The organism is Priestia sp. P5_B4, from assembly GCF_056400385.1.
This window is the reverse complement of the sequence record NZ_JBFULJ010000130.1, coordinates 1-8,027: the sequence shown is the minus strand read 5'-3', so window position 1 is coordinate 8,027 and position 8,027 is coordinate 1. Positions and strand designations below refer to the sequence as shown.

Below are 8,027 nucleotides of genomic sequence, written 5' to 3'. Positions count from 1 at the left end.
CAATAAAAGAGAGATAAAAATATCTATTGTTTCTTCTATTTCATATCCGGGAGCCACCTTCGTTACTAGACCACATTCTTTCGCTTCTGATGCTGAGAGACGCTGAGCTGTTAAAATGAGTTCCATTGCTTTTGCTTCCCCAACTAACCGAGGGAGACGCTGTGTTCCTCCTGCGCCTGGTATAATCGCTAAGCTTGTTTCCGTTAAACCCATAAGCGCTTCGGTTGAAGCAATCCGGAAATCACATGCTAAAGCCAGCTCCATTCCTCCTCCAAATGCATATCCATTGATGATTGCTATCGTTGGCTGCGGAAGCTGCTCTATCTTCGAAAACACTTCTCCTATTTTGTAAATATTGCGCTTTACCTCTTGATCAGAGAGAGTTTTACGTTCTTTTAAATCGGCCCCTACACTAAAAGACTTTTCACCTGCTCCTTTAAACGTCACAACTCGAATATCTTTTTGAATACGAATTCCTTCAATTACTTCTTCCAATTCTTTAAGCATATCGTAATTAAAAGCATTCATCGCTTCCGGACGGTTCAGTATCACATGGGCGACGTGTCCCTTCATTTCATAAGAAATAGATGACATCCTTTTACCACCTCCAACTTGGAATCGCTTTCATTTTATCGTTCCTGAGATACTTGCTGCTTCAATGCACGACGTAAAATTTTTCCCGTTGTATTTTTAGGAAGTTCTTTTAAAAATTCAATTTCACTTGGCACTTTATATTTAGCAAGGTGCTCTTTGCAATAGGCAATAAGCTTCTCTTCCGTTATCTCTTGATTATTGCAAACCACGTAACACTTCACACATTCACCTAAAGAAGGATCAGGGACTCCGATAACAGCCACTTCTACAATATCCCGATGCGCATATAGCACTTCTTCTACTTCGCGAGGATAAACATTATATCCTCCTACAATAATTAAATCTTTTTTACGGTCAACGATATAAAAATAACCTTCCTTATCCATTCTTGCTAAGTCACCTGTATACAGCCAACCATCTCGGAGAGCATATTCCGTGTCTTCTGGAAGCTTGTAATACCCTTTCATCACGTTAGGGCCTTTGACGATAAGTTCGCCAACTTGTCCTACTTCTACTTCTTCTCCTAGTTCGTTCACCACTTTATTTTCAACATTCATAATAGATGTGCCTATAGAACCGGCTTTTCTCTCTCGGTCAATCGGATTGAAACACGTCACAGGAGAAGCCTCAGATAATCCATACCCTTCTGCTACCATTACCCCAAACTTACGTTCAAAATTGGTTAGAAGTGCCACCGGCATTGATGCCCCACCTGATATACAAAGCCTTACCGTGTGAAAGTGCTCTTTTTTCCCTTTGTCATGCTGAAGTAAGAAATTATACATTGTGGGAACGCCGGCAAAAATAGTCGCTTGTCGATTTTGAATTAATTCAAATATAGAAGATGGACTGAATTTTGGTTCAATTAATATCGTTCCTCCATTCATTAAAGGCGCATTCAATGAAACAGTTAAACAAAATACGTGAAACATCGGCAAAGCAGCTACGACTCGGTCATTCCCATTTATACTTAAATAATCTGCTACGTCTTGAGCATTTGAATAAATATTCTTATGTGTAAGCATAGCTCCTTTTGGTTTTCCAGTCGTTCCTGACGTATACAGAATGATAGCCACATCTTCTTCTTTTAACTCCAGAAAATCATATGTAGCTTCTCCTCTGTTTATAACTTGCGAAAACGTGTGAAAATAAGAAGGTATATTTTCTACTGTATCTGTCGTTTCACATAAGATAACATGTTCCAAAAATGGAGTGTGTCCAATGATTTTCTTTAAAATAGGGAGAAGTAAATCAACCGCAATAACTGCTTTTACATCTCCATCCTGAAGCATGTAGCTAATTTCATCCGCCGTGTAAATAGGATTAATAGGTATAACAGTAGCTCCTACTCGAAGAGCACCGTACAATCCAATCACAAAATGAGGCGAGTTGCCGACAATCAAAGCGATATGATCTCCTTTTTTTACACCTAATTGCTTCAGACCATCAGCAAACTTAGATACCGATGCATCAAGATTTGCATAAGATGTTTCCTGGTCCATAAAAACATATGCCGATTTTTGTGAAAATTGCTCAGCTGTTTTATGAAGCTGTGCTGACAAATTCATCTCATAACTTCCTCCTTTTAATAATGAATGAATGAATGAACAACCATTCATTATTAAGTCATAATAATGTAAAAATTCTTACTTCTTCTATTCTATTATAATGTTACTGCTGTTCCATTGACAAGACTCATCTGTTTAAAAAGAAAAAAAGCCTGATGTAGCAGACTTTTTTCTTAATAGATTAATTCAACAAACTCTTCTTTTGTAATATTACCAAAATAATGTGGAATATCGATGTCTTCTAAGACTTGTTCAATAGAAGCTTTTTCATAACGAACACCTGTTAATTTTTCCTGTACTTCCTCGACATCTCCCACTCCAAAGAAATCTCCGTAAATGGTGCAAGCATCGATTTTTCCTTTATTCACTTCTAAACGAACGTCGATTTGTCCCACAGGAAAGCGGTGAGAGTGCTGTAAGTTAAATTTAGGTGATTTTCCATAGTTCCAATCCCATGACTGATAGCGCTCTTTAGAAATTTGATGAATCGTTTCCCAATCTTTTTCCGTTAGTTTATATTCTGTTATATTTTCTTCTCCGTCAAAGATATATCGAAGCAGCATTTCTCTAAACTCTTCCACCGTTACTTTCTGTTCTAAAAATTCGCTGATATTTGCTACTCTATTTCGAATAGACTTAATGCCTTTGGATTCAATTTTATCTTTTTTTACTTTTAACGCTGATACGACGTTTTCAATCTCTGAATCAAAAAGAAGAGTTCCATGGCTGAACATTCTCCCTTTCGTTGAAAACTGAGCATTTCCAGAAATTTTCCGTCCTTCAGCCATTAAATCATTTCGTCCGCTTAGCTCGGCATTAACTCCTAATTTCTTTAACGCTTCCACGACCGGCTCGGTAAACTTTTTAAAATTATGAAAACTATTTCCATCGTCTTTCGTAATAAAGCTGAAGTTTAAATTTCCTTTATCATGATAAACGGCCCCGCCTCCAGACAGACGTCTCACTACATGAATTTGCTGATCTTCAACATATTTTGTATTAATCTCCTCAATGGTGTTCTGGTTTTTCCCAATAATAATAGAAGGTTCATTAATATAAAACAGCAGATATGTCTCATTAATGTCTAGATGCTTGAGCGCATACTCTTCAATTGCTAAGTTAATTCGGGGATCATAGTTTTTTTGATTATCAATAAATAACATTCATTTTCCTCCTTGTTATTCCCATACATATCCTGATTCAGCTAACGTAAGCGTACCTCTATAATGAGCAGCAGCTTCCTCTACTAGCTGTTGATGTTCTCCATAGTGCGGAAGGTGAGTAAGCATGAGGTGTTTGACACTTGCTTTTGAAGCAAGTGTACCGGCTTCTGTACTTGTCATGTGTCCAGCGCCTCTTCCATCTTGGTTAGCATAAAAATTACATTCACAAATGAGAAGATCTGCTTCGTCTGAGAAGGAAATAAACTCTTCTAAATAGCTAGAGTCCGCTGTGTACACGACAGTTTGATTGCCGACGCTTATTCTCATGGCATAACAAACGACTGGATGCTTCGTTTTCATAAATTCGATGGTAAAAGGCCCAACTTCAAGTTTTTGACTCGGATCATACTCTACCCCTTTAGTAATTCCTTTATGAGTAAGTTTGTTGAAGCTTTCCTGATCATATGTATGTCCATAAATAGAAAGTTCCTTAACAGCGTTTCCTAGATGAGTCTGAATGAGGCGTGCATATTGAAATACTSCGACATCAGCCACGTGATCATGATGATAATGAGATAAAATTATAGCATCTATTTCTTCTGGCTTTGCATATTTTTGCAGCTGAGCCAATGCACCGCTTCCACAATCAACAAGCAGCTGAAATCCATCGTGCTCCACTAAATAGCTAGAAGTAGCTTCTGAAACAGCCGGATATCCTCCCCAAAAACCAATAACAGTTACTTTCATTTCAATCACCCTTTCGTACTATTTTTATTACGTTCAGTATACCCTACTTTTTTTTGAAAACTAACTGAAAGGCACGCGTTTCGGCGATTTTATCGAAATAACTCATTGTTATATAACAAATAACCACTTAGAATAGCAAAACAGGCTAAATTGTTATAAAACATAATTGACATTTTGTCATCTGTTATAATACAATATTAGTAACAAAAACAACGGAGGGGATTTAAAATGTTAGAAAAAATGACTGAATTTTTCAAAAGATTACCTAATAAAAAGTGCGTAGAATGCGGAAACGACATTGAGGAACAGCATGAATGCTACGGAAACAAATGTGATCACTGTCTAGATGTCATGAAATAAAAAAAGCTGAAACTGTTTTATAACAGTTTCAGCTTTTTTTATACGGTCAAACTGCGATACTCGTTTGGCGTAATGCCTTCTACTTTTTTAAACACTTTTCGAAAGTATTTATCATCATGATATCCAATCATATTCGCAATTTCATAGATTTTTAGTTCTTCATTTAGTAAAAGTGATTTGGCTTTATTCATTCTGACTTTCACCATATAATCTGAAATGTTTTCTTGAAATTCTTGCTTAAACTTCCTCGAAATGTATTCACGGCTTAGATAGAAACGTTCCGATATTTCTTGAAGCTTCACATCTCGATGAAAATTTTGCTGCAAATATTGTTCGATTTCATAAATAACGTCGCGATTGTTTTTCTTGCTATACCTTTTTACTACTTTTAAAAAGCGCTTTACTTCACGCTTCTTTCTCTCTACATACTTTGCTAGCTGAAACTGCCCATCTTGGTTATAGAAAAAAGAAAGAACATATTCAGGACCGTTATTTATCGTATAAGGAATGTGATATCTTTTTAACCAATGCTGGCTTAACAGCTGATATTCCTGCTCAAAATGCAGAATTTGCTTTAATGAGAGATAATTTTGTGCTTCAAAAGCTGTGATAATTTCGTTGAATACCGGCAAAAAGGCTTCAAACTTCCCGACTTGCAGCGCTTYTTCAATTTTACTATTATAATCCATCATATTTATTAATAAAGCACTTGCTAAAACGTCTTGCTCGCCGTAGACCTTCACTTTATTTTGATCAAGAACATTGCTTAATAAAAGCGAGTTTTTCGCATCTTCATAGGATTTCATTAGCTGATCAATAGAAGAAACTTTGCACCCTCTTGCAATCCGACAGCTCACGTCTAGCGTACGGCGAATGGCTGTATGTAAAGTCGTCAGTAAAGAGGTTATACGTTCAAAATCATTCCAAAATATAATAATAATTTCCCACTTATTTGATAAATAACGGAAGGCTACCCCATTTTCTTCTGCCATCAGCATTTCATTGATTACATTTAAAATTGAAAAATAGGCTAAATCCCGGTCACCGCCAAAAGAACGAATGATGGATTCATCTACACGTACAATCCCCACTTCATACTCTCTAGTCAGATGGAAACCAAACTCTTCATAGATTGATTGATTTAGCAAATAATTGTTCATTAACTGCGTCAGTTTTCGATCTCGATAAATCGGCTTCATTTCATTGATTAAACGATAGCTGCTATTATGGACTTTTCTGGACTCTTCTTCTTTCTTCCATTGGGTTACAGCTCGTATAAGCGTATCGTTTAAAATCGAAGGATCCACTGGTTTTAGAATATAATCCGTACTTCCAAAATGAATAGCTTTACGCATATAGTGGTAGTCATCATACCCTGTTACCACAATCGTTTTGCTAGAAGGCGAATTCTCTTTAATCCACTCCAACAAAGCAATTCCATCGATATTAGGCATCTTCATATCAGTAAAAATGATTTCCGGTCCGTGATCCTCGATAAGCGCAATCGCTTGCTCACCGCTATCAGCTTCTATCACATCTGTAATTTCATGCTCTTCCCACTGTCCAAGCAGCTTTATTCCTTCTCTTACATGCTCTTCATCATCCACGATTAATACTTTCATCACTATCCCTCTTTTCTTCAATTGTTGTTAGCTTTATGACAACGGTAAAATCGTGATTTTCTTGACTGCTAATTTGCATTGAAGCATGATCTCCATAGTAGATGCGAAGTCGTTCATAAATGTTTTGCAACCCAATATGCTCATCTGTTTGATTATACGATTGCTGAAGTCTCGTTTTTAATTGATTCAACTCTTGTTGCCCTATCCCTTTTCCGTTATCAGAAACCGTTAGAATCAGTTCTTCACCGTTCAAATCCGCTGAAATCAGTAGCTTTCCGCTTCCTGTACGGGTTTCGAATCCATGCTTAAAAGAATTCTCAACAAGAGGCTGCAAAATCATTTTCGGTATTCGCATAAGCTCTGCTTCTTTTTCGATATTTAACTCATACTCAAACTTTGAACCAAACCGCTGCTTTTGCAGACTTAAGAAAGCTTTTACGTGATCGACTTCTTGCTTTAAGCTAACGATATCCTCTTTCATATTCATGCTGTAACGCATAATGTGCGAAAGTGAGGTTAATAAAGAATATACTTCAACTGCTTTATGCTTAAGAGCAAGAGTTCCAATTGATTGAAATGCGTTGTATAAAAAATGCGGATTAATTTGTGACTGCAGTACTTTTAGCTGCGTTGATTTATTTTCTAATTCCAATCGAAATTTACGTTCAATCAAGTCATTAATTGTTTCTACCATAGAGGTAAAATGCCTTCCTAAAACACCAAATTCATCGTTTCCAAGCGACTTAAACCGCACCTCAAATGATCCTTTTTCCACTTCTTTCATATTGCGAATCAATACGTTAATCGGCTGTGTAAAACGTACTGATATAAAAAGCGTAGCGATAACGAGCATACACAAAAATGGCAGGCCAATTAATACATTCATAAGTGCTGTCTTTCTTGCATCCTCATATAAAACACTGTAAGGAATTCGTTTCACAATGTACAAGTCCTCAAAGGGCTGTTTAAGCTTTTCATACATTAATACGCCTGAGAAGCTTTTATCTTCCCATTCCATGCTATGGTCTTTTTGAGAAGTGAGCGCCTTCACCCACGCGTAGTTTTCATTTTTTCCAATAACCTTTGAATTAGAGGAATACAAAACCTTCCCTTTATTGTTCATTAAATAAAAATCTTCTGACTCTTCATTATATAGACGCTGCGATATAGATTGAATTTGTGTCATATTAATGTCTAAAGATAGATAAGCTAACAACTTGTCTGATGGAATCTCATCAATCCGCTGATGAAAGCTAATAACTTGATTCGGCAGTGAATCAATTAACGTTGATAAATTATTGTAGCTATAAATTTCATGGGTAGGCTCAATCACAAGAAATTTATGATTTTTATTTAAATAAGAATAGTAAGGCTGAGTGTAAATATCATCGTACTTTCCTCTGCTGCTCACTTTCGAATTATAAGCTGTATACGAGTCATGCCCGTTTTCAATGTAAAGATGGAGCTGTTCAATCTCTGGACGAGTATTATATAAATAAAGAAGAGTCCGTGATATTTCCAGTTGATTGGCTCCTAAGTCACTTGATACACCTTCATCTAACACCTTAATAAATGGGTGGTAGCCGTACAGCCTTTTTGTAATATTAGCAATTTCATTTAAGTAATCGCTCAAATCATTGCTTCCGTTTTTAATAACTTGATAGTTGGTAGAAATAAATCGGTTCTTAACCGTTTCTTTTGTGTATTGATACGTAAAAATCGTTGAAATTAAAAATGGAATAACCGTTGCGAATAAGAAAAACAAAATTAATTTCTTGCGTATGCTCCAGCCTTTCACAAATAACCTCCTTTGACTAATGTCATACATTATGACTATTATTATACATTAAAAGCGCTTTCAATTAACTATTATTTTTTCATAACTATGAATCTAACCAGCTATTTTTTCACACCAAAAAGTCCGCGTTTTCCACGCGGACTTCTTGTTTATTTTTTCATTTTTGCCCAAATTG

7 protein-coding genes are annotated in these 8,027 nt (G+C 36.3%); 1 reads left to right on the top strand and 6 read right to left on the bottom strand.

Features of this window, described 5'->3' with window-relative positions; translation table 11 throughout:
• From AC1DRF_RS12550 to AC1DRF_RS12535, 4 genes are all read right to left on the bottom strand, one after another.
• Positions 1–594 (bottom strand): enoyl-CoA hydratase-related protein (locus AC1DRF_RS12550; protein WP_477740857.1); only part of this gene is annotated, 594 nt, incomplete at its 3' end.
• 35 nt (positions 595–629) lie between these two features.
• On the bottom strand, positions 630–2,162 hold the full coding sequence (locus tag AC1DRF_RS12545; RefSeq protein ID WP_427076853.1) for a fatty acid--CoA ligase family protein: 1,533 nt from the start codon (positions 2,160–2,162) through the stop codon (positions 630–632).
• 173 nt (positions 2,163–2,335) lie between these two features.
• The gene (locus AC1DRF_RS12540; protein WP_427076854.1) at positions 2,336–3,325 is read right to left on the bottom strand and encodes a lipoate--protein ligase; all 990 of its coding nucleotides are present in this window, start codon (positions 3,323–3,325) and stop codon (positions 2,336–2,338) included.
• 15 nt (positions 3,326–3,340) lie between these two features.
• Entirely contained in the window at positions 3,341–4,072 is a 732-nt protein-coding gene (locus tag AC1DRF_RS12535; RefSeq protein ID WP_477740856.1) for an MBL fold metallo-hydrolase, read from the bottom strand.
• 228 nt (positions 4,073–4,300) lie between these two features.
• Between AC1DRF_RS12535 and yhfH the strand changes: the two genes are divergently transcribed.
• Entirely contained in the window at positions 4,301–4,432 is a 132-nt protein-coding gene (yhfH, locus tag AC1DRF_RS12530; protein ID WP_080781675.1) for a protein YhfH, read from the top strand.
• A gap of 38 nt (positions 4,433–4,470) precedes the next feature.
• Here yhfH and AC1DRF_RS12525 read toward each other — a convergent pair whose 3' ends face one another.
• Positions 4,471–6,054, bottom strand: coding sequence for a response regulator (locus AC1DRF_RS12525; protein ID WP_477740855.1), 1,584 nt, complete (start codon positions 6,052–6,054; stop codon positions 4,471–4,473).
• Complete coding sequence (locus AC1DRF_RS12520; RefSeq protein ID WP_043981724.1) at positions 6,032–7,852, bottom strand: cache domain-containing sensor histidine kinase; 1,821 nt, start codon at positions 7,850–7,852, stop codon at positions 6,032–6,034. Before AC1DRF_RS12520 ends, AC1DRF_RS12525 begins: the two co-directional genes overlap by 23 nt.
• Between the last annotated feature and the right edge of the window lie 175 nt (positions 7,853–8,027).

What these genes read in the sequence shown, in the direction of transcription:
- AC1DRF_RS12545 (WP_427076853.1), bottom strand. Translation starts at nt 2,162, where the DNA reads ATGAATTTGTCAGCACAGCTTCATAAAACAGCTGAGCAATTTTCACAA.
- AC1DRF_RS12540 (WP_427076854.1), bottom strand. Translation starts at nt 3,325, where the DNA reads ATGTTATTTATTGATAATCAAAAAAACTATGATCCCCGAATTAACTTA.
- yhfH (WP_080781675.1), top strand. Translation starts at nt 4,301, where the DNA reads ATGTTAGAAAAAATGACTGAATTTTTCAAAAGATTACCTAATAAAAAG.